This is a genomic window from Pectobacterium polaris, from assembly GCF_002307355.1.
Taxonomy (GTDB): domain Bacteria; phylum Pseudomonadota; class Gammaproteobacteria; order Enterobacterales; family Enterobacteriaceae; genus Pectobacterium; species Pectobacterium polare.
In genome coordinates, this window is the sequence record NZ_CP017481.1 from 2363041 (window position 1) to 2385217 (window position 22177).

Annotated in this window: 20 protein-coding genes and 1 pseudogene; 17 read left to right on the forward strand and 4 right to left on the reverse strand. The window is 52.0% G+C overall.

Annotated elements, in window-relative coordinates; all coding sequences use genetic code 11:
* Positions 1 to 287 precede the first annotated feature (287 nt).
* From phoB to proY, 6 genes and pseudogenes are all read left to right on the forward strand, one after another.
* Entirely contained in the window at positions 288 to 977 is a 690-nt protein-coding gene (gene phoB, locus BJJ97_RS10645; protein ID WP_005975981.1) for a phosphate response regulator transcription factor PhoB, read from the forward strand.
* 27 nt (positions 978 to 1004) lie between these two features.
* Entirely contained in the window at positions 1005 to 2327 is a 1323-nt protein-coding gene (gene phoR, locus BJJ97_RS10650) for a phosphate regulon sensor histidine kinase PhoR (RefSeq protein ID WP_095698746.1), read from the forward strand.
* Between the two features lie 15 nt (positions 2328 to 2342).
* Positions 2343 to 3281 (forward strand): PstS family phosphate ABC transporter substrate-binding protein, encoded by a 939-nt coding sequence (locus tag BJJ97_RS10655; RefSeq protein WP_095698747.1) that lies wholly within the window; start codon positions 2343 to 2345, stop codon positions 3279 to 3281.
* Between the two features lie 242 nt (positions 3282 to 3523).
* Entirely contained in the window at positions 3524 to 4630 is a 1107-nt protein-coding gene (locus tag BJJ97_RS10660; protein ID WP_095993925.1) for a cobalamin-independent methionine synthase II family protein, read from the forward strand.
* A 603-nt stretch (positions 4631 to 5233) separates the two neighbouring features.
* Positions 5234 to 6553, forward strand: a complete 1320-nt coding sequence (brnQ, locus tag BJJ97_RS10670) for a branched-chain amino acid transport system II carrier protein (protein ID WP_039485425.1) — start codon at positions 5234 to 5236, stop codon at positions 6551 to 6553.
* 141 nt (positions 6554 to 6694) lie between these two features.
* A pseudogene (proY, locus tag BJJ97_RS10675) lies at positions 6695 to 8064 on the forward strand (proline-specific permease ProY).
* Between the two features lie 65 nt (positions 8065 to 8129).
* Here proY and BJJ97_RS10680 read toward each other — a convergent pair.
* From BJJ97_RS10680 to BJJ97_RS10690, 3 genes are all read right to left on the reverse strand, one after another.
* Positions 8130 to 9404, reverse strand: coding sequence for a mechanosensitive ion channel family protein (locus BJJ97_RS10680; protein WP_095993927.1), 1275 nt, complete (start codon positions 9402 to 9404; stop codon positions 8130 to 8132).
* Between the two features lie 223 nt (positions 9405 to 9627).
* Entirely contained in the window at positions 9628 to 10230 is a 603-nt protein-coding gene (locus BJJ97_RS10685) for a peroxiredoxin C (RefSeq protein ID WP_095698751.1), read from the reverse strand.
* A 211-nt stretch (positions 10231 to 10441) separates the two neighbouring features.
* Positions 10442 to 11023: an acyl carrier protein phosphodiesterase gene (locus BJJ97_RS10690; RefSeq protein ID WP_095993928.1), complete on the reverse strand. Its 582-nt coding sequence runs from the start codon at positions 11021 to 11023 to the stop codon at positions 10442 to 10444.
* A 236-nt stretch (positions 11024 to 11259) separates the two neighbouring features.
* Between BJJ97_RS10690 and queA the strand changes: the two genes are divergently transcribed.
* From queA to secF, 5 genes are all read left to right on the forward strand, one after another.
* Complete coding sequence (queA, locus tag BJJ97_RS10695; RefSeq protein WP_095993929.1) at positions 11260 to 12327, forward strand: tRNA preQ1(34) S-adenosylmethionine ribosyltransferase-isomerase QueA; 1068 nt, start codon at positions 11260 to 11262, stop codon at positions 12325 to 12327.
* A 96-nt stretch (positions 12328 to 12423) separates the two neighbouring features.
* A complete protein-coding gene (gene tgt / locus BJJ97_RS10700; RefSeq protein WP_039485440.1) occupies positions 12424 to 13569 on the forward strand; it encodes a tRNA guanosine(34) transglycosylase Tgt in 1146 nt (381 codons plus the stop codon).
* Between the two features lie 109 nt (positions 13570 to 13678).
* A complete protein-coding gene (gene yajC, locus BJJ97_RS10705) occupies positions 13679 to 14011 on the forward strand; it encodes a preprotein translocase subunit YajC (protein WP_010282033.1) in 333 nt (110 codons plus the stop codon).
* 27 nt (positions 14012 to 14038) lie between these two features.
* Positions 14039 to 15886, forward strand: coding sequence for a protein translocase subunit SecD (gene secD / locus BJJ97_RS10710; RefSeq protein ID WP_071822569.1), 1848 nt, complete (start codon positions 14039 to 14041; stop codon positions 15884 to 15886).
* Positions 15887 to 15958: 72 nt separating this feature from the next.
* Complete coding sequence (secF, locus tag BJJ97_RS10715) at positions 15959 to 16870, forward strand: protein translocase subunit SecF (protein ID WP_217451075.1); 912 nt, start codon at positions 15959 to 15961, stop codon at positions 16868 to 16870.
* Positions 16871 to 16943: 73 nt separating this feature from the next.
* Here secF and BJJ97_RS10720 read toward each other — a convergent pair whose 3' ends face one another.
* Positions 16944 to 17513 (reverse strand): SadB/YajI family lipoprotein, encoded by a 570-nt coding sequence (locus tag BJJ97_RS10720; protein WP_039485445.1) that lies wholly within the window; start codon positions 17511 to 17513, stop codon positions 16944 to 16946.
* A gap of 217 nt (positions 17514 to 17730) precedes the next feature.
* Here BJJ97_RS10720 and nrdR point away from each other — a divergent pair, with 217 nt between their 5' ends.
* The 6 genes from nrdR to pgpA all read left to right on the forward strand — a co-directional run bounded on the left by nrdR (position 17731) and on the right by pgpA (position 21943).
* Complete coding sequence (gene nrdR, locus BJJ97_RS10725; RefSeq protein ID WP_010282042.1) at positions 17731 to 18180, forward strand: transcriptional regulator NrdR; 450 nt, start codon at positions 17731 to 17733, stop codon at positions 18178 to 18180.
* Between the two features lie 35 nt (positions 18181 to 18215).
* Positions 18216 to 19352 carry a bifunctional diaminohydroxyphosphoribosylaminopyrimidine deaminase/5-amino-6-(5-phosphoribosylamino)uracil reductase RibD gene (gene ribD / locus BJJ97_RS10730; RefSeq protein ID WP_095993931.1) on the forward strand — a complete coding sequence of 379 codons (1137 nt, stop codon included), beginning with the start codon at positions 18216 to 18218 and terminating at the stop codon, positions 19350 to 19352.
* A 110-nt stretch (positions 19353 to 19462) separates the two neighbouring features.
* The gene (gene ribH, locus BJJ97_RS10735) at positions 19463 to 19939 is read left to right on the forward strand and encodes a 6,7-dimethyl-8-ribityllumazine synthase (RefSeq protein ID WP_010282064.1); all 477 of its coding nucleotides are present in this window, start codon (positions 19463 to 19465) and stop codon (positions 19937 to 19939) included.
* A gap of 24 nt (positions 19940 to 19963) precedes the next feature.
* Positions 19964 to 20383, forward strand: coding sequence for a transcription antitermination factor NusB (gene nusB, locus BJJ97_RS10740; protein ID WP_010282066.1), 420 nt, complete (start codon positions 19964 to 19966; stop codon positions 20381 to 20383).
* Positions 20384 to 20451: 68 nt separating this feature from the next.
* The gene (thiL, locus tag BJJ97_RS10745) at positions 20452 to 21432 is read left to right on the forward strand and encodes a thiamine-phosphate kinase (RefSeq protein ID WP_095993932.1); all 981 of its coding nucleotides are present in this window, start codon (positions 20452 to 20454) and stop codon (positions 21430 to 21432) included.
* A complete protein-coding gene (gene pgpA / locus BJJ97_RS10750) occupies positions 21407 to 21943 on the forward strand; it encodes a phosphatidylglycerophosphatase A (protein WP_039485455.1) in 537 nt (178 codons plus the stop codon). The genes thiL and pgpA overlap by 26 nt, the downstream gene beginning before the upstream one ends.
* Positions 21944 to 22177: the final 234 nt, after the last annotated feature.

The following is a 22177-nucleotide window of genomic DNA, read 5'->3' on the forward strand; positions in this document are numbered from 1 at the left end:
TCTCGATATTCATGCCGCGTGGCGGTGGATGACGTTGTCATTATTTATTATGTGAAAGGGTGTGTCGTCGCCATGGTGCTTTGTCATCGTAATGCCATGATTATATATAGCAGGGATGGCGGCTGTCGCGGTGGAATCAGACGTTTGGAAAGCGGCTCGAAAAATCGGATGTACGCGCTGTAACAATCGTGCAGAGCGGTCCGTGCGTTTTTCATAAATCTGTCATAAAACTGACGCATAATGCCTCCGCCTGCTAACAGCGACGATGATTAACGACAGGATTAACAATGGCAAAACGCATATTAGTCGTGGAAGATGAAGCACCAATTCGTGAAATGGTCTGCTTTGTACTGGAACAAAATGGTTATCAACCCGTTGAAGCTGAAGACTATGACAGCGCGGTAACGCAACTGTCGGAGCCATTCCCTGAACTGGTGTTATTGGACTGGATGCTGCCAGGCGGGTCGGGCCTGCAATTCATTAAGCATATGAAGCGCGAGGCGCTGACGCGTGATATCCCGGTGATGATGTTGACCGCGCGTGGCGAAGAAGAAGACCGCGTGCGCGGGCTTGAAGTGGGAGCGGATGATTACATTACCAAACCGTTTTCACCCAAAGAATTGGTGGCGCGTATCAAAGCCGTCATGCGCCGAATTTCACCGATGGCAGTGGAAGAAGTGATTGAAATGCGTGGCCTGAGTCTCGATCCTTCCTCACATCGCGTGACGACCGAAGAGCACGCGTTGGACATGGGACCGACGGAATTTAAACTGCTGCATTTCTTTATGACGCATCCTGAACGTGTTTATAGCCGGGAACAGTTGCTGAATCACGTTTGGGGCACTAACGTTTATGTTGAGGATCGTACTGTCGACGTCCATATTCGTCGCCTGCGTAAAGCGCTGGAAACCAGCGGACATGACAAAATGGTGCAAACCGTTCGGGGAACGGGCTACCGTTTTTCAACGCGTTACTGAGGTGATCGTAACCGGAGACACATTAACGTGCTAGAACGTTTATCCTGGAAAAGGCTGGCATTGGAGCTAGCTTTTTTTTGTTTGCCCGCTTTACTGCTGGGGCTGATTTTTGGCTATCTGCCCTGGTTTCTGCTGGTCGCCGTATTAGGCTTACTGTGCTGGAATTTTTATAACCAGCTAAAACTCTCTTATTGGCTGTGGGTTGACCGCAGCATGACGCCACCACCTGGTCGCTGGAGCTGGGAGCCGCTGTTTTACGGGCTCTATCAGATGCAGTTGCGTAATCGACGTCGACGTCGGGAACTGGCACTCCTGATCAAACGGTTTCGCAGCGGTGCCGAATCCTTACCCGATGCCGTGGTGATCACCACCGAAGAAGGCACGATCTTCTGGTGTAACCATCTGGCGCAGCACCTGTTAAATTTCCGCTGGCCGGAAGATAACGGTCAGAATATCCTCAACTTATTGCGCTATCCCGAATTCACGAATTACATGAAAGGACAGGATTTTAGCCGTCCTCTCACGCTGCAGTTGAATAATTCCCACCATGTTGAATTCCGCGTGATGCCCTATTCCGAAGGCCAGCTATTGATGGTGGTGCGTGATATTACGCAAATGCACCAGCTTGAAGGCGCCAGACGTAACTTTTTTGCCAACGTGAGCCATGAACTGCGTACGCCGCTGACGGTGTTGCAGGGCTATCTGGAAATGATGCAGGAAGAAACGCTGGATGCGGCGCTACGCGGAAAAGCGCTGAATACCATGCAGGAGCAGACCCGACGCATGGATGGGCTGGTCAAACAGCTGCTGACCTTGTCCCGTATTGAGGCGGCGACGGCAATCGATCTGAATGAAAAAGTCGATATTCCATTGATGCTGCGCGTACTTCAGCGTGAAGCGCAGACGCTGAGTCAAGGGCGTCATGAGATCGTCTTTCGTGTGAACGAAAGCCTCCGCGTGTTTGGTAATGAAGAACAGCTGCGCAGTGCGGTATCCAATCTGGTGTATAACGCGGTCAACCATACGCCAGAGGGAACGCGTATCGAAGTCTGCTGGCAGAAGATCCCACAGGGCGCGCAATTTCAGGTCAGCGATAACGGGCCGGGCATTGCGGCCGAGCACTTGCCGCGCCTGACGGAGCGCTTTTATCGGGTGGATAAGGCGCGTTCACGACAAACAGGCGGCAGCGGACTGGGGCTGGCGATTGTTAAGCATGCGCTTAGCCATCATGATTCCCGTCTGGAGATCATGAGTGAGGATGGTCTGGGCTCACGTTTCGTCTTTACGTTGCCGAATCGGTTGATTGTCCCTGCCTCTCTGGCTGAAAATACGGTGAAACCTTCAGCCTGACGGAAAACGCTATCTATGACATCCGCCACTCGTATTGCGGGCGCTTTTTTACTGCTGCTCAGCGCGTTGTGCTCCGCGCAGCCTCGTCAGATGCTGGCAGGTAACCTCTCCAGCGCGGGGTCGGATACGCTGGCTAACCTGATGGCCTTTTGGGCGGCGGATTTCAGCCAGCATTATCCGAACGTGAATTTACAGATTCAGGCCGCCGGTTCGTCCTCTGCGCCGACGTCTCTGGCATCGGGTGCCGCGCAGCTTGGGCCGATGAGCAGGGCGATGAAGGCCAGCGAAATTGAGGCGTTCGTCCAGCATTATGGCTACCCGCCGCTGGCGGTGCCGGTGGCACTGGATGCGCTGGTCGTGCTGGTCAATCAGGATAATCCGCTGCCGGGGCTGAACTTGTCGCAGCTGGACGCTATCTTTTCGATTACGCAGCGCTGCGGTAACCACCAGCCGATAAAACAGTGGGGCGATCTCGGCCTGCACGGCAGTTGGGAAAAACGCACGCTACTGCGCTATGGGCGAAACTCTGCGTCGGGAACCTATGGGTTCTTTAAGCAAAAGGCGCTGTGCCGTGGCGATTTCCTTCCTCAGGTTAATGAGTTGCCGGGCTCGGCGTCCGTTGTGCAGGCAGTTGCGGCGTCAACCGATGCCATCGGCTATGCCAGCGTGGGCTTTCGTACCAGCGGCGTGAGAATGCTGCCGTTAGCCGCACAAGGCACCGACTACATCTACCCCTCGACTGAAAATATCCGCAGCGGTTTGTATCCCTACACCCGTTATCTCTATATCTATGTGAACAAAGCACCCAGCCAACCGTTGGAAGCGCTGACGGCGGCATTTCTAGAACGTGTGCTGTCTGAAACGGGGCAGTCGTTGGTGAATCAGGATGGTTATTTGCCACTGCCGGAAGCAACGCGTCGTCAGGCGCGTCAGCTGATTGGCCTGCCGGAATAATTTCTCTTTCCACTACGAATTTGCGATGTTTTCACGTTAGATGAATTTTCTTCATGTGACGTGAAAATTCTTCTATTGCCCTGTGATTCGCCACGTGACAGGATAGTTTTAAATTTAGACGTCCAGATGGCTAAATAAAATTAAATGTAATTATCTCTCTGGGCAAATATTTCATATTGAAACTATCTGTCAGCGCGCTTCTTTCCTGAAGGTCGGTGCTGGCAACATGTCAGGAGCGACATATGGCGAACACCTTATCCCCTTTCCGTGCCGATACCGTCGGCAGTTTCTTGCGTCCAGCAGCGATTAAGGAAGCACGTCTTCAGCATCAGGCAGGCGAGATTGATGATGTTGCGCTGCGTAGCATTGAAGATCGCGAGATTCTGCGGGTGGTAGAAAAGCAGCGTGAAGCGGGCCTACAGGTTGTGACGGATGGTGAACTGCGTCGCGCCTGGTGGCACTTCGACTTCTTTGCCGACTTGAACGGCGTGGAGCGCTACGAAGCCGATCACGGTATTCAATTCAACGGTATTCAGACCAAATCCCATGCGATTCGCGTTGTGGATAAAGTGAGCTTCAATTCCCAGCATCCGATGCTCGATCATTTCCGCTACCTGAACAGCATTTCTGGCGATGCGGTCGCTAAAATGACGATTCCAAGCCCTAGCGTGATGCATTTCCGCGGCGGCCGCAAAGCGATTGATGCGACGGTTTATCCCGATCTGGCGGACTATTTCGACGATTTGGCACAAACCTGGCGCGATGCGATTCACGCATTTTATGACGCAGGCTGCCGCTTCCTGCAACTGGATGACACCGTGTGGGCTTACCTGTGCTCTGACGATCAAAAACGCCAGATCCGTGAACGTGGTGAAGATCCAGCACAGCTGGCACGGACCTATGCTGATGTGCTGAACACAGCGCTGGCTGATAAGCCTGCGGATCTGGTGATCGGTTTGCACGTCTGTCGCGGTAATTTCCGCTCCACCTGGATTTCTGAAGGCGGGTACGAGCCTGTGGCAGAAATTCTGTTTGGCGAAGTGAATGTCGATGCGTTCTTCCTGGAATACGATACCGAGAGAGCCGGCGGGTTTGAGCCGCTGCGTTTTGTGAAGCCGGGTCATCAACAGGTGGTACTGGGACTGATCACCACGAAGAACGGTGAGCTGGAAGAGGCAGAAGTCGTGCAGGCGCGTATCGCGGAAGCGGCAAAATATGTCAATCTCAGCCAGATTTGCCTGAGCCCGCAGTGTGGCTTCGCTTCAACGGAAGAGGGCAATAGCCTGACGGAAGAGCAGCAGTGGAATAAGCTGAAACTTGTTGTGGATATCGCCAATCGCGTGTGGTGATACCGATGAGGTAGCGCGCTATTCTGCAACAGACATACAAAGGCTGGATCATACGATCCGGCCTTTTTTGTGGCCGTTATCCGGCTTTCTATTCGCGACGCTTTTGTGAAATATGTTTTTTTTATGATCGAACAGCGCATTTTATTCCAGTTTTTGTCAGTTTTATTGCAATGAAATATCGATAAATGCGCAAATCATGTGTTATGCAAATCAGGATAAACCAATTTATATTCTTACTTTTTGGCATAGTTAGGCTTGATACTCTGGTTTTTGGATCTCTACTTGTCTTTTTACGCTATAAACGTTTTACTTAGCACCCAATATGGCTGTGCAAAAAATAACTCCTCTGTACTCGTCATACTTCAAGTTGCATGTGCGTTGGCCGCATTCAGCCACCCGAATCACTTACTTGAGTAAGCTCATCGGGATTGCTTCGCTTGCCGCCTTCCTGAAACTCGAATTATTTAGAGTATATGCTCGCCATCTTTCGCGTTTCCAGAGCGTTGGCGTCAGCTTCGCACTAGCCCTTTGTGAATGGCTTCAGGCGGCGATAAACGGCACCGTTTTCTTTTATCGATTTGATACAGGCAACACGACATAACTATGAGTCATCGTTTAACTTCCAAAGATATCGTGGCATTAGGTTTTATGACCTTTGCTTTGTTCGTGGGGGCAGGAAATATTATTTTTCCGCCTATGGTGGGATTGCAGGCCGGAGAGCACGTTTGGACCGCAGCGCTCGGCTTTCTGCTGACGGCGGTTGGCCTACCGGTGTTGACCGTGATCGCGCTTGCCCGGGTTGGTGGTGGCGTTGATGCGCTGAGCTCGCCGATTGGTAAAAAGGCCGGTGTTGTTCTGGCGACCGTGTGCTATTTGGCCGTTGGGCCACTGTTCGCAACGCCGCGCACGGCAACCGTCTCGTTTGAAGTCGGTCTGGCGCCTTTGGTCGGCAACGGAGCCTCTCCGCTGCTGATTTATAGCCTGATTTATTTTGCCATTGTGATCGCGATTTCCCTGTATCCGGGCAAACTGCTGGATACGGTTGGTCATGTGCTGGCACCGTTGAAGATCATTGCTCTGGCGGTACTGGGTATTGCCGCGGTGCTGTGGCCTGCCGGTTCGCCTATCCCGGCGACAGAAACGTATGAGCAACTGCCGTTCTCTAATGGTTTTGTTAACGGCTATCTGACGATGGATACGCTGGGCGCAATGGTCTTTGGCATCGTGATCGTTAATGCTGCGCGCTCGCGTGGGGTGACCAGCTCTGTGCTACTGACGCGTTACACCATGTGGGCGGGGTTGATTGCCGGTATTGGCCTGACATTAGTCTATTTGAGCCTGTTCCAGCTCGGTTCCGTCAGCGGTGAATTGGTGCCGCAGGCGCAGAACGGTGCTGAAATTCTCCATGCCTATGTGCAACATTCGTTTGGCAATATGGGAAGCAGCTTCCTGGCGTTGTTAATCTTCATCGCGTGTCTGGTGACGGCGGTGGGGCTGACTTGTGCCTGTGCTGAATTCTTTGCGCAATACCTGCCGTTGTCTTACCGCACGCTGGTATTTGTGTTGGGAACGTTCTCGATGGTGGTGTCTAATCTGGGCTTAAGCCATCTGATTCAACTTTCCATTCCTGTACTGACGGCGATTTATCCACCGTGTATCATTCTGGTTTTATTGAGCTTTACGCTGCGTTGGTGGAATAGCGCTTCACGTATTGTGGCCCCGGTCATGTTAGTCAGTCTGTTATTTGGCATGATTGATGGTGTAAAATCGTCGGCCTTCAAATCGCTGTTGCCAGAGTGGAGCCTCAACCTGCCGCTGAGCGAGCAAGGGTTGGCTTGGCTGCCACCATCACTGCTGATTTTACTGGTTGCGGTGATTTACGACAGACTTTGTGGTCGTCAGGAAGTTACGGTACATCAATAACATCGTTAATGCCTGATAGCGCTGGGGCGGTAGGGATAGCGTACTGCTCCAGCACAAGGTTGGGTTTATGCACCACAGGTTTTTGCCTGTGGTTTTTCTTTTTGTAAAATTTTCCTTTATATAAGACAGGGTTGCTTATCAATGGAACAACCATCCTCCAAGCTTAAGCGTGGGTTAAGCACGCGGCATATCCGCTTTATCGCCCTTGGCTCGGCGATCGGAACCGGTCTGTTTTATGGTTCCGCGAGTGCGATCCAAATGGCTGGCCCCAGCGTATTGTTGGCTTATCTGATCGGCGGAGTTGTCGCGTATATCATCATGCGCGCACTGGGCGAAATGTCGGTGCACAACCCGCAGTCCAGTTCGTTTTCTCGCTATGCGCAGGATTATCTCGGGCCATTAGCGGGGTATATCACCGGCTGGACCTACTGTTTTGAGATGCTGATTGTTGCCATTGCCGATGTGACCGCGTTTGGTATCTACATGGGCGTCTGGTTCCCTGCCGTGCCGCACTGGGTGTGGGTTCTGAGCGTGGTGCTTATCATTGGTGCCATTAACCTGATGAATGTGAAAGCCTTTGGTGAACTGGAGTTTTGGCTCTCTTTCTTCAAAGTGGCCACCATTATCATCATGATCGCAGCTGGGATCGGCATCATCATCTGGGGGATTGGCAACGGGGGGAACCGACGGGTATCCACAACCTCTGGAGCAATGGTGGGTTCTTCAGTAACGGTGTGATGGGGATGATTCTGTCGTTGCAACTGGTGATGTTTGCGTATGGCGGCGTCGAGATTATCGGGATTACGGCCGGTGAGGCCAAAGACCCGCAGAAGTCTATCCCTCGTGCGATTAACTCTGTGCCATGGCGTATTCTGGTGTTCTATGTCGGCACGCTGTTCGTGATTATGTCGATTTACCCGTGGAATCAGGTAGGTACTAACGGAAGCCCGTTCGTGCTGACATTCCAGCATATGGGCATTACAGCGGCGGCAGGTATCCTGAACTTTGTCGTGATTACCGCGTCGCTGTCGGCGATTAACAGCGATGTCTTCGGCGTCGGCAGAATGCTGCACGGGATGGCGGAGCAGGGGCACGCACCGAAGGTATTTAGCCGCCTTTCCAAGCGTGGTATCCCGTGGGTCACGGTGGTTGTGATGATGATGGCGCTGCTGGTAGCGGTGTATCTGAATTACATTATGCCCGGCAAAGTTTTCCTGGTGATTGCTTCACTGGCAACCTTTGCAACGGTGTGGGTGTGGATCATGATTCTGTTTTCTCAGATTGCATTCCGTCGCCGTCTGAGCCCAGATGAAGTGAAGGCGCTGGCGTTCCCACTGCGCGGTGGCATCGTGACCTCCGTGTTCGGCATCGTCTTCCTGTTCTTCATCATCGGGTTGATTGGCTACTTCCCGGACACGCGCGTGTCGCTGTATGTCGGCATCATTTGGATAGTGCTGCTTTTAGTGGGCTATGTCTGGAAGAAGAAGCGTCAGAACGCGGTAGCGGCATAGCATTAAGCTAGTCGCTTGCTGTCAGAAGAAGCGCTCCTGTTGGAGCGCTTTTTTTTGAATTGATATTACGCTTTCGGGGTCGTCATTTGCTGTGCCATGACCCGCATATCGTGGCCGGTTGGTATTTGATGAACGCGGAGATCGAATTCCGGTAAGATCGCAAAAATATGGTCGAAAATATCAGACTGAATGCTTTCGTAATCGACCCAAGCGGTCGTGTTGGTAAACGCATAAATTTCCAGCGGTACCCCTTCTGACGTTGGCGCAAGTTGCCGCACCATCAGCGTCATGCCTTTATGAATACCCGGATGGGTGCGCAGATAAACCTGAAGGTAGGCGCGAAACGTGCCTAAATTCGTCAAACGACGGCCATTCAGCGGTGATGTCAGGTCGGAATCGGACTGTGCATTGTGCTGCTCCAGTTCGCTCTTCTTGTTCTGAATATAAGGCGACAGTAATTTGCTGCGCAGCAATCGGGCCTGCTCGTCTTCCGTCATAAAATGCACGCTGGTGGTATCGATATTGATACTGCGCTTGATGCGCCTGCCCCCAGATTCGGACATCGAACGCCAGTTCTTAAAAGAATCGGAGACTAACGCGTAGGTGGGAATGGTAGTGACGGTATTGTCCCAGTTTCTCACTTTTACCGTTGTCAGCCCGATATCGATAACGGCCCCGTCAGCACCGTATTTCGGCATTTCGAGCCAGTCACCCAGCGTTAACATGTCGTTGGCAGAGAGTTGGATTCCTGCAACCAATCCCATAATCGGATCTTTGAACACTAACATCAGGACGGCGGCCATCGCGCCTAACCCACTGATCAGAATCAGCGGTGATTTCCCGATGAGCAGTGACACCACCATAATGCTGATAACGATGGTGGCGATCAGCTTCAGACTCTGGAAGATACCGCGCAGAGGCAATTGGGCCGCGACTTTGGTTCGGGCGGAAACGTTGAGCAGAACATCAAGGAGCGAAAATAGGGACAGCAGCGCAAAGATCATGATCCACACCTGGGAACAGATGATCAGCGTTTCGCGGGTTTCACTCTGCGTAGGAAGCCACACAAAGACCTGAATATTCAGGATCACCCCTTGCAGCAAGAAGGCCAGCCGGTTAAACAAGTTGTGTTGCGTCAGTGCCTGTTTCCACCCATGCCCCTCGGTTTTTCCAGGCTTATTGAGCGAACGCAGTACCATTCTTTTCAGCACAACCTGATGCAAAATCAGGTGGATGACGGCAGAAATGAGCAATATCAGCCCAAGAACAATCAGTAACGCAATGATGCTCGCGTGTTGTATCTCAGCTTCTCTCAGCCACAGCGTGAGGTTTTGTTGCATGCGTTCTCCTTTTATTCCAATGAATCTGTCGTGCATTAACACGATGTGGCTTTAAGGCTAAGGATTTAGCGCCCCTAGTCAACCTTTTGTATTATTTAAGATATCGCAGGGAAGAGGCGGTGAGAGATGAAGAAGAACAGAGGGATAAATGGCGGGCAAAGAAAAAGCCAGTCGCATCGCAACTGGCTTGGTCATCATATTGCCATGTTGGCAGGATGAGGAATTACAGCTTGTCTGCGTTCTCAGACAGGTATTTCGCTACGCCGTCTGGTGACGCGCCCATACCGGATTTACCTTTTTCCCACTGCGCCGGGCACACTTCGCCGTGCTCTTCGTGGAATTGCAGGGCGTCAACGGTACGCAGCATTTCATCGATGTTACGACCCAGCGGCAGATCGTTCACCACCTGGTGACGAACTACGCCGTTTTTGTCGACCAGGAAAGAACCACGCAGTGCAACACCTGCTTCTGGGTGCTCAATGCCGTAGGCCTTCTGGATTTCGCGCTTGATATCAGCAACCATCGCGTATTGCACTTCGCCGATGCCGCCTTTGTCCACAGGGGTTTTACGCCATGCGTTGTGAACAAACTCGGAGTCGAAGGAAACGCCAACCACTTCTACACCGCGTTTCTTGAACTCGGCATAGCGGTGATCGAAAGCAATCAGCTCTGACGGACAAACGAAGGTGAAGTCCATCGGCCAGAAAAAGATCACGGCAGCTTTACCGTTGATGTGCTTCTTCAGGTTGAAATTTTCGACGATTTCGCCACTGCCTAAAACGGCAGCTGCGGTGAAGTCTGGGGCTTGACGAGTTACCAGGACCATAATTACTCCTGTAGATAGCGGTTAGTGATCGGATGATATAAAAAACAGCGACTAGTATAGGGACTCTACCTGAGTGAATACAGGCAAAGAGACCAATCAATGAGATAGCTTCTGTCTATTGAACTCATCGCTATTTCCTTTCAAGGGGCTACATTATCCCTTTTGACGGAAAGGACAATACGCCGCGTAGAAAAACGGAAAAATCGCGTTCTTACAGTTTCTGCGCTTTCGCTAATTGCATCATCCGTGGATAAAACTGCCAGAAGAGTGTTTCAAATTGGTGATAGTGCTGCTCGATATCCTGAAAAGAGCCGGACAGCGCAGCCAGTTTTGGGCGGCGTACCGACATTCTGTGCAGCACATCGGCGATAAACGGCAGCTCTGCGTAACGGGTCATCCAGCGTTCCGGCCACAGATAGCGATTCAGATTCTGAAAGCGTTCAGGCGTCAGGGCCAGATGCGGCTCGATTTGTGATTGCGCACCGTCAATAAAGGTTTGTAAGGGCGTATCCGGCACCAGCTGTAGCCAGTGACGTGCAAGATAGTGATCCCACAGGACATCTAGCGTAATCGGTGAAACGCGGCGGAATTCATCGCTGAAATACTGACGCGCCTGTTTGACTTCCGGCAGGCTGTCGGTCAGTGAATCAACGCGACGATGCAGGCGAATACCCGCGACGATCTCGTCAGCGTAGCTATCCTGCGGGTTGCCGCGCACGAAATCCGCCATCAGATTACCTAATAGGGAGCTGTCGGCCAGCGTGGCCAGGTGGAGGTGGGCAAGAAAATTCATGGCGCTAGTATATACCCTTCATCTTTCGAGTTACAGGCTCGTTGGCTGCCCTTGGTCACTCCAGTCACTTACTGATGTAAGCTCCTGAGGACTCCCTCAGTTGCCGCCTTCCTGTATCTCGAAATCTATTGGGTATAATGCATTCCACGACTCAGATGCTTATTTCTTGCAGCCATGCGCTTGCGGCTCTAGACTAGGCCGCCCATTTTTAATGTATTACAGCTAAGTGAATTGCCATGCGTGTTGCTGATTTTTCGTTTGAACTTCCTGAATCATTGATTGCCCATTATCCACAAGCGGAACGCAGTGGGTGCCGCCTGCTATCGCTGGACGGGCCAACGGGAAATCTGACGCACGGCGTGTTTACCGATTTGCTGGATAAACTGAATCCCGGCGATCTGCTGGTGTTCAACAATACGCGCGTGATTCCTGCTCGTCTCTTTGGCCGTAAAGCCAGCGGCGGCAAACTTGAAGTGCTGGTCGAGCGTGTGCTGGATGACCATCGGGTGCTGGCGCACGTTCGGGCGTCAAAAGCGCCGAAGCCGGGCACAGAGCTGCTACTGGGCGATGACGAAAGCGTCAAAGCGACGATGGCCGCTCGCCACGATGCGCTATTCGAGCTGCATTTCGATGATTCTCGCGATGTCCTGTCGATCCTGAATGATATCGGCCACATGCCGTTGCCACCTTATATCGACAGACCTGATGAAGACGCCGACCGTGAGCTTTATCAGACGGTGTATAGCCAACGTCCAGGCGCCGTAGCGGCACCGACAGCGGGCTTGCATTTTGATGAGCCGATGTTGGCCGCGCTGCGCGAGAAGGGCATCGACATGGCGTTTGTTACGCTGCACGTGGGGGCGGGGACTTTCCAGCCTGTACGCGTCGATACGATCGAAGATCACATCATGCACGCCGAATATGCCGAAGTGCCGCAGGACGTAGTGGATGCTGTTCTGGCGTGCAAAGCGCGGGGAAACCGCGTAATCGCCGTTGGCACCACCTCGGTTCGTTCGCTGGAAAGTGCCGCGCAGGCCAGCCAGAACGCTGCTATCGAACCGTTCTTCGGCGATACCAAAATTTTCATCTATCCGGGCTATCACTACCGCATTATCGATGCGCTGGTGACCAATTTCCATTTACCCGAATCGACGTTAATCATGCTGGTGTCGGCCTTTGCCGGTTACCACAACACGATGTCTGCCTACCGTCAGGCGGTGGCAGAGCAATATCGTTTTTTCAGCTACGGTGATGCGATGTTTATTACGCATAACCCGATGGCCGAACAGGAAAAAGTGGGATAAACCCGCTTTCCACATAATAGGAACGCCACAGACCACGCTCTGTCAGGTGTTAATACATGATTACCATCAGACTGTTTTTCTGATGCTGGAGGCTAAGTGAAGTACGAATTACAAACAACGGACGGCCGTGCGCGACGCGGTAGATTGATTTTTGAACGTGGCGTAGTGGAAACCCCGGCTTTTATGCCCGTGGGGACGTACGGCACGGTGAAAGGCATGACGCCGGAAGAAGTGAAAGAGACCGGCGCACAGATTCTGCTCGGCAATACGTTCCATCTGTGGCTGCGTCCCGGTCAGGAAATCATGAAGCTGCATGGCGATCTGCACGACTTCATGAACTGGCACGGCCCGATTCTGACGGATTCCGGCGGTTTTCAGGTGTTCAGCCTCGGCGATATTCGCAAGATTACCGAACAGGGCGTGCATTTCCGTAACCCTATCAACGGGGACTCGATTTTCCTTAGCCCGGAAAAATCGATGGAGATTCAGCACGATCTCGGTTCCGACATCGTCATGATCTTTGATGAGTGTACGCCGTATCCTGCCGATTGGGATTACGCCAAGCGCTCGATGGAGATGTCACTGCGCTGGGCAAAACGCAGCCGTCAGCGTTTTGATGAGCTGGAGAATAAAAATGCGCTGTTCGGTATTATCCAGGGAAGTGTTTACGAAGATTTACGTGATGTATCCGTAAAAGGGCTGGTAGACATTGGCTTTGATGGGTACGCTGTGGGCGGTTTGGCTGTCGGTGAGCCGAAAGAAGATATGCACCGTATTCTGGAGCACGTTTGCCCGCAGATTCCAGAAGATAAACCGCGCTACTTGATGGGCGTTGGCAAGCCGGAAGACTTAGTCGAAGGTGTTCGCCGCGGTGTTGATATGTTTGACTGTGTGATGCCAACGCGCAACGCACGTAACGGGCATCTCTTCGTGACTGATGGCGTAGTGAAAATCCGTAATGCGAAGCATAAAGATGACGTCAGCTCGCTGGATGAACACTGTGATTGCTACACGTGTCGCAATTATAGCCGCGCCTACTTGCATCATCTTGACCGTTGCAACGAAATACTCGGAGCACGACTCAATACCATTCATAACTTGCGTTATTATCAGCGTTTAATGGCGGGTTTACGTCAGGCCATTGAAGAGGGTAAATTAGAGCACTTTGTGGTGGATTTTTACCAACGGATAGGCAAACCCATTCCGCCGCTTGCTGAAAAAGACGTTGCCACAAGCAACTGACAGCCCGTTTGCTATGAATTGCATTTTGCTGTGAAGCGTTTTCACGATTGTAAGGTTGATAACTTATCTTTTTGATAGCTTATCTTTTGACAAAAAAGAGGATATTTAAATGAGTCTTTTCATCTCCGATGCTGTAGCTGCAACCGGCGCTCCGGCTCAGGGAAGCCCGTACTCTCTGGTTATTATGCTGGCCGTTTTTGGTCTGATTTTCTACTTTATGATCCTGCGTCCTCAGCAAAAACGCGCCAAGGAACACAAAAAGTTAATGGATTCTATCGGCAAGGGCGATGAAGTCTTAACGACCGGTGGTCTGGTTGGTCGCGTAACCAAAGTGTCCGAAACTGGCTATATTGCGATTGCGTTGAACGAGACCAATGAAGTGGTTATCAAACGTGATTTCGTGGCTGCCGTGCTGCCGAAGGGCACGATTAAGGCCCTGTAATTTCCGATTTTCCCGAAGGGAACTGCCGTGTTAAATCGTTATCCTTTGTGGAAGTACCTGATGCTGGTCGTGGTGTTGTTTGTCGGCCTGCTCTACGCACTTCCTAACCTATATGGTGAGGATCCGGCGGTACAAGTTACTGGCGCGCGGGGAACCGCCGCCAGCGAAACGACGCTGATCCAAGTCCAGAATGTTTTAAAAGAACAGAACATTACCAGTAAGTCGATTGCATTGGAAAACGGTGCAATTCTGGCTCGCTTCTCTAACCCTGATGTTCAGCTCCGTGCGCGTGAAGCGCTCGTGAATGAGCTGGGCGAAAAGTTCGTCGTTGCACTTAACCTGGCACCTGCTACGCCAACCTGGCTGCGGTTGTTGGGCGCTGAACCGATGAAATTGGGGCTTGACCTGCGCGGCGGCGTTCACTTCCTGATGGAAGTGGATATGGATACGGCGCTGGGTAAACTACAAGAACAAACAATGGACTCTTTGCGCAGCGATCTGCGTGAGAAGAACATTCCTTATGCCTCCGTGCGTAAAATTGATAATTACGGTGTCGAAATTCGTTTCCGTGATGCTCAAACGCGTGATGAGGGCATCAACTATCTGACGACTCGTCACCGCAATCTGGTTCTCAGCAGCAGCGGCAGCAACCTGCTGCGCGCAGTGATGTCTGACGAACGTCTGCGTGAAGCACGTGAATACGCCGTACAGCAGAACATCAATATCCTGCGTAATCGTGTGAACCAACTGGGTGTTGCTGAACCACTGGTACAGCGTCAGGGTGCTGACCGTATCGTCGTTGAGTTACCGGGTATTCAGGACACGGCGCGCGCGAAAGAAATTCTTGGTGCAACCGCTACGCTGGAATTCCGTCTGGTCAACAGTAATGCAGATGCAACCGCAGCGGCGAACGGCCGTGTGCCGGGCGACTCTGAAGTGAAGAACATGCGTGACGGCTCACCTGTGGTGTTGTTCAAACGTGTGATTCTGACAGGCGACCATATTACCGATTCGACATCGAGTACGGATGAATATAACCAGCCTCAGGTGAATATTTCACTGGACAGCGCGGGTGGCAACACCATGTCCAACTTCACCAAAGACAGTATCGGCAAGCTGATGGCGACGCTCTTTGTGGAATACAAAGACAGCGGTAAGAAAGATGCGACTGGCCGTTCGATATTGGAAAAACACGAAGAAGTGATCAACGTAGCGACGATTCAGTCGCGACTGGGTAACAGCTTCCGTATTACCGGCATTGATAACCCGAACGAAGCGCGTCAGCTTTCTCTGCTGTTGCGTGCGGGTGCGCTGATTGCGCCGATCCAAATCGTTGAAGAACGTACCATTGGGCCAACACTGGGGATGCAAAACATCACTCAGGGGCTGGAAGCCTGTTTGTGGGGCTTGATCGCATCGATTCTCTTTATGGTCTTCTTCTATAAGAAATTTGGTGTCATTGCGACCAGTGCGCTGGTTGCTAACCTGGTGTTGATTGTCGGCGTGATGTCGCTGCTACCAGGGGCGACGCTGACCATGCCGGGCATCGCAGGTATCGTGCTTACGCTGGCGGTTGCCGTCGATGCTAACGTACTCATTAACGAACGTATCAAAGAAGAACTCAGTAATGGTCGCTCCGTGCAACAGGCCATTCATGAGGGCTACAAAGGTGCATTCAGTTCGATTGTTGATGCGAACGTCACGACGTTGATTAAAGTTATCATCCTGTATGCGGTTGGTACCGGTTCTATCAAAGGGTTTGCTATCACGACTGCGATTGGGATTGCGACCTCAATGTTTACGGCGATCGTCGGTACTCGTGCCATCGTTAACCTGCTTTACGGCGGTAAACGTATCAACAAGCTGTCTATCTAGGAGTGCGTTGTGGCACAGGAACAGGAATACAACATTGAACAACTCAATCATGGGCGTAAAGTCTATGATTTCATGCGCTGGGATACATTGGCATTTGTCATTTCCGGTCTGCTGATCATCGCTTCTATCGCGATTATGGGTGTGCGTGGTTTCAACTGGGGACTCGATTTTACCGGTGGTACGGTTATCGAGATCAACCTTGAGCAACCGATCGATCTCGATGTCCTGCGCAGTTCATTAGAGACCTCTGGGTTTTCAGAGCCGCAGGTGCAGAATTTCGGTAGCAGCCGTGACGTGATGGTGCGTATGCCACCCGTTTCTGGCAGCGAGAACGAAGCGCTCGGTAACAAAGTGCTGAAGGTGGTGAATGATACCTTCCAGCAGCATGCGACGGTGAAACGTATTGAGTTTGTCGGGCCGAGCGTGGGGAGTGATTTGGCACAGGCGGGCGCATTGGCGCTGATGTCTGCGTTGATTGCTATCCTTATTTACATCGGTTTTCGTTTTGAATGGCGTCTGGCGATGAGTGCGGTGCTGGCTTTGGCGCACGATGCGATCATCACGATGGGTCTGCTGTCTCTGTTCTCTATTGAGATTGACCTAACGATCATTGCGTCGCTGATGTCGGTAATTGGTTATTCACTTAACGATAAGATCGTAGTATCTGACCGTATTCGTGAGAACTTCCGCAAGGTGCGTCGTGGCACACCTTACGAGATTACCAACATTTCTCTGACGCAGACGTTGCAGCGTACCATCATCACATCAGCGACCACGCTGGCGATGATTGTGATCCTCATGGTCTTCGGTGGCGCCTTGTTGCATGGCTTCTCGCTGACGATGTTTATCGGTGTGATCATCGGTACGATCTCTTCTATCTACGTTTCTTCCGCTCTGGCGTTGAAACTGGGTATGAAGCGTGAACACCTGATCGTTCAGAAAGTGGAAAAAGAAGGGGCGGACCAACCGTCTATCCTGCCTTAATCTGCTGACTGTAAACATAAAAAACCCCGCATTGCGGGGTTTTTTGCATCTTAGCGTTGGGGAAATACGTTTACTAGGGGGACTCGGTTGCGGCAACAGGCGGCGGACTCTGTATTTCCTGAACCTGATGTAAACGAACAAAGCCGAGTTCTTCCGGCGGCAGGCCGCTCAGACGCAATTCAATAATCGCTTCGGCTTTTGGTAACAGAGTAGGGGAGACGACAAAGGACTGTGTTTGCGTATCGCCAGCTAAAGGCTTCCCACTCACGGGATCGAGCCGTCCCCAGTCAAGCTGTGCGCCAAAAGCCGGTAGCCCCTTCGCATCAAGCGTACGAATGTGTAGCAACGCGCTTGTTCCGTTCGCTTCAGTCTCGATATTGCGCAACGATACGTTGAGTCTGCCAATACTGCTTTCCAATACGGTGCTGGTTTGCGCGGCTGGCAGTAAATAAACGCCGGAGGTGGACTGGGAATTCAACGCATTTTGTCGCTCTAATGCAGTGGCCTGATCGGTCAGCGTTTGTAATTGCTGATTGAGTTGACCTATCTGGTTCTGCAATTTGGGCATCTGGCGCTGTTCAGCACATCCTGCGAGCAAAAGCAGTGCTGGCAGGAAGGTCAGTACGCGATATCGGGTTCTCATATCTGTGGTTCCCCTTTCGATGTTTTATTCATTGATCCGTTGATCCCTGTTGCTGAGTTTAGCTGCGATTAAGCCTAAGTCATAGGTGAGACAGCTTTTTTCATCCTATTACCGGGAGAGATGCGAAACCCTTCGCAACGTGGATCAGGAGTTTTGGTTAGTCCGTTAATTCAGGGTAAACTGTCGCTACGTTAAGGATTACTGGTCAGGACACATCATGCATTGCCCGTTTTGTTCCGCTGTTGATACCAAAGTCATTGATTCCCGTCTGGTCGGCGAAGGTTCGCAAGTCCGTCGTCGTCGGCAGTGTCTGGTTTGTCATGAACGCTTCACCACGTTTGAAGTGGCTGAACTGGTGATGCCGCGAGTCATCAAAAGCAATGAAGTACGCGAGCCTTTTAATGAAGATAAATTGCGTAGCGGTATGCTGAAAGCGCTGGAAAAAAGGCCAGTCAGTTCTGATGACGTCGAAATGGCGCTTAATCACATTAAATCTCATCTTCGTGCCACCGGAGAACGCGAGGTTACCACCAAGATGGTGGGGAATCTGGTGATGGAAGCGTTGAGAAAGCTGGATAAAGTGGCTTACATCCGATTTGCATCGGTGTATCGCAGCTTTGAAGATATCCGCGAATTTGGCGAAGAGATTGCGCGTTTGCAGGATTAAGTCGCGCCGACGCAATAGAGATAAGAGGTTCGGGAATGAGCGCTTTTCAGGAAAACGGCCACTTGCCGCAGGATGAATTATACATGGCGCGCGCGTTAGACCTGGCGCGCCGTGGCTGTTTCACGACCGCACCCAACCCTAATGTTGGCTGCGTGATTGTTCGTGATGGCGAAATTGTAGGTGAAGGCTATCATTTTCGTGCTGGTGAGCCACACGCTGAGGTGCATGCGCTGAGAATGGCGGGGGAACGTGCACGTGGTGCGACGGCCTACGTCACATTGGAACCGTGTAGCCACCATGGCCGCACGCCACCTTGCGCCGATGCGTTGATTGCTGCTGGCGTTTCCCGCGTGGTTGCTGCAATGCAGGATCCGAATCCACAGGTGGCGGGTCGTGGTTTGCATCGCTTACAGCAAGCGGGGATTGCCGTCAGTCATGGTTTGATGATGGCTGAAGCAGAGAAAGTGAATGTCGGTTTCCTGAAACGCATGCGGACGGGCTTTCCTTACGTGCAGCTCAAAATGGCGGCGTCTTTGGATGGGCGAACTGCAATGGCGTCGGGAGAAAGCCAGTGGATCACTTCACCGCTGGCGCGTCAGGATGTGCAGCGTTTTCGTGCGCAGAGCGCAGCGATTCTGAGCAGCAGTGCAACGGTGTTAGCTGACGATCCTTCTCTCACTGTACGCTGGTCAGAGCTGGGGGCCGATGTGCAGAAACGCTATTCAGAAGCGGATCTCAGGCAGCCCGTGCGGGTGATTGTGGACAGCCGACAGCGCGTCACGCCACAGCATCGGATTGTTAGTCAACCGGGTGAGACCTGGCTGGCGCGCGTGCAGGCGGACGAACAGGCGTGGCCGCAGGGCGTTGAACAAGTGATGCTACCGCAGCACAATGGCGGCGTTGATCTGGTGGCGCTGATGATGGTGCTGGGGAGACGGCAGATTAACTCCGTTTGGGTTGAAGCCGGGGCCAGTCTGGCCGGTGCGCTGCTTAATGCTGGCGTTGTTGATGAACTTATCGTTTATCTTGCCCCCAAACTGTTGGGTGAAAATGCCCGTTCGCTGTGCCTCTTGCCTGGGCTGGATCAGCTGTCTCAGGCACCGGAATTTGATATCGCAGACGTTCGCCAGATTGGCCCAGATTTGCGATTGCGCCTGAAACCTAAATTCTGATGTGTATGTAAATACGTGGTGCAGGTCCGACAAAACCGGATACGTGCCAACAAAAATTATGATAGAATCCGCCCCCTAGCGGGCCATAAAGACCAGATACAAGGAATGCTATGAACGTTATTGAAGGTGTTGTTGCTACTCCTGATGCCCGTGTGGCGATTGCGATTGCGCGTTTTAACCATTTTATTAACGACAGCCTCCTGGACGGTGCGATTGATGCATTGAAACGCATCGGTCAGGTTAAAGACGAAAACATCACCGTTGTCTGGGTGCCGGGTGCTTACGAACTGCCATTGACGGTTCGTGCGCTGACCAAAAGCGCGAAAAATGGCGGATATGATGCCGTGATTGCTCTGGGAACGGTCATCCGTGGTGGAACAGCGCATTTTGAATTTGTTGCTGGCGAATGTAGCTCAGGCCTGTCCTCTGTTGCGATGGACAGTGAAATCCCTGTTGCTTTCGGCGTTCTGACGACGGAAAGCATTGAGCAGGCGATTGAGCGTGCCGGTACGAAAGCGGGGAACAAAGGTGCTGAAGCTGCCTTGACCGCGCTAGAAATGATTAATGTATTGAAAGCGATTAAGTAAGCCTGATTAAGTAAGGGGAATTCCGTGAAACCTGCTGCTCGTCGCCGCGCTCGTGAATGTGCGGTTCAAGCGCTTTACTCCTGGCAGTTATCTAAAAATGATATTGCCGATGTTGAACACCAATTCCTGAGCGAGCAGGATGTCAAAGATGTCGACATTACCTATTTCCGTGAATTGCTGGCGGGTGTTGCCACTCAGGCTGAGAAGCTTGATCAACTGATGGCACCTTTCCTGTCTCGTCAAATTGAGGAATTGGGACAGGTTGAAAAAGCGATTCTGCGTTTGGCGATGTTTGAGCTGAGCAAGCGCGAAGACGTTCCTTACAAGGTGGCGATTAACGAGGCCATCGAACTGGCTAAAATCTTCGGTGCTGAAGATAGCCATAAGTTTGTGAATGGCGTGCTAGACAAAGCTGCTCCGAGTGTACGGAAAGGCAAGAAGTAAAACGAATCGAATCAGGGCCGGATATCCGGCCCTGATCGCTTTTGAATGATAGGCTGGCTGGAAAGGTTATGGTTGAAGGTGAGTTTGACCTTATTGCCCGCTATTTTAATCGGGTCCGAAGTTCACGTCGCGATGTTGAGTTAGGCATCGGTGATGACTGTGCGTTACTGACGGTGGCAGATAAGCAGATGCTAGCGGTAAGTACCGACACGCTGGTATCTGGCGTTCATTTCCTACCTGATATCGATCCCGCCGATCTGGGTTACAAATCTCTGGCGGTCAATTTAAGCGATCTGGCTGCAATGGGCGCCGATCCTGCCTGGCTTTCTCTGGCCATTACCCTCCCTAAAAGCAATAGCCAGTGGCTATCCGCGTACAGCGACAGCTTGTTTGAGCTGCTTGATTATTATGGTATGCAGTTGGTGGGTGGTGATACGACGCGCGGTCCACTGAGCCTGACGCTGACTATCCACGGTCTGGTGCCAGCAGGTCGGGCACTGACGCGTCGCGGAGCCAGAATTGGTGACTGGATTTATGTTACCGGTTCATTAGGCGACAGCGCGGCCGGTCTGGCTATCCTCCAGAATACACTGCACGTTGATGATGAAAAGGCACGTCAGGGATTGATCCAACGTCACCTTCGTCCTCAACCGAGAATTCTGCAAGGTCAGGCATTGCGCGATCTGGCCAGCTCGGCTATCGATCTTTCTGACGGCCTCATCTCCGATCTACAGCATATACTTAAAGCCAGCGAGTGCGGTGCGCGTATTAATCTGGACGCGATCCCACAATCTGATTGGCTGCGAGGCTGCGTCGATGAAGAACAGGCGTTGCGTTGGGCGCTATCTGGCGGCGAAGACTATGAGCTGTGCTTTACCGTGCCGGAAATTAACCGTGGTGCGCTGGAGCTGGCCTTGGGGCATCTCGGCGCTGACTACACCTGCATCGGGCAAATCGGGCCTTCCTCTGAAGGGCTACGTTTTTTCAGGGATAATAAAGCGACCGAGCTGAACTGGAAGGGGTATGACCATTTTAGCGAGCAAAACTGACTCTGCGAACAAGGCGAAAGGTGCTGAAGTGGCAAAACGCCGCTTACGGCTGAGTAACCCGTGGCACCTGATGGCAACCGGGTTTGGCAGCGGTTTGTCTCCCTGGATGCCGGGTACGGTAGGGTCATTGGCGGCGATTCCACTGTGGTATCTCATGTCGTTCCTGCCGCTTGAATTGTATTCGCTCTTGGTGATGCTGAGCATTTGTATCGGGGTTTACCTGTGTCATCAGACCGCGAAAGATATGGGCGTTCACGATCACGGCAGCATCGTCTGGGACGAATTTGTTGGCATGTGGATTACCCTGATGGCGATCCCGGTGGATAACTGGCAATGGGTGGCGGCTGGATTTGTCGTCTTCCGCTGTCTGGATATCTGGAAACCCTGGCCGATTCGCTGGTTCGATCGCAACGTGCATGGCGGTATGGGCATCATGATCGACGATGTCGTCGCGGGGGTGATCTCTGCGGGAATTATCTATTTTATCGGCTATCACTGGCCGATATTCTGACGTTACAACGCTATTGAACCGGGACTATGTTCCCCAGTTCAGAATCAACAAACCTATTTATCGAATGAAAACGGGAGTAACGGAATAGAAGAGTAAAGCGTTTGCGCCAGGGATGGCGCAAGCCGAGCGCACAGGGATGTGTTTACAGCGACTTTACGATCTATCCGTTACTCCCGCTCGACGAATTTTGTCAGCAACGATAACCGGGGCTATACGCCCCGGTTATCGTGAGTC